Genomic DNA, 354 nt, shown 5'->3' with positions numbered 1-354 from the left:
AGCGCGGTGGTCCCACCTGACCCCATGCCGAACTCAGAAGTGAAACGCCGTAGCGCCGATGGTAGTGTGGGGTCTCCCCATGCGAGAGTAGGGAACTGCCAGGCATCAAATTTAGTGTGCTGATATGGCTCAGTTGGTAGAGCGCACCCTTGGTAAGGGTGAGGTCCCCAGTTCGACTCTGGGTATCAGCACCACTTAATACGGTTAAAGTTCGGTATTTAAAAAAGAATTTGTCTGGCGGCAGTAGCGCGGTGGTCCCACCTGACCCCATGCCGAACTCAGAAGTGAAACGCCGTAGCGCCGATGGTAGTGTGGGGTCTCCCCATGCGAGAGTAGGGAACTGCCAGACATCAA

1 tRNA gene and 2 rRNA genes are annotated in these 354 nt (G+C 55.4%); all 3 read left to right on the top strand.

Going from position 1 to position 354, the window contains the following annotated elements:
- Nucleotides 1-104 (top strand): 5S ribosomal RNA (gene rrf, locus AC3G3F_RS23905); the annotation flags it as partial.
- A 14-nt stretch (nt 105-118) separates the two neighbouring features.
- Nucleotides 119-194: transfer RNA gene (locus tag AC3G3F_RS23900), tRNA-Thr, on the top strand.
- 39 nt (nt 195-233) lie between these two features.
- Nucleotides 234-349: ribosomal RNA gene (rrf, locus tag AC3G3F_RS23895) — 5S ribosomal RNA — on the top strand.
- The last annotated feature ends 5 nt before the right edge of the window (nt 350-354 follow it).

The organism is Salmonella sp. FC25216 (assembly GCF_057751355.1).
This window is presented reverse-complemented; position numbering and strand designations above follow the sequence as displayed.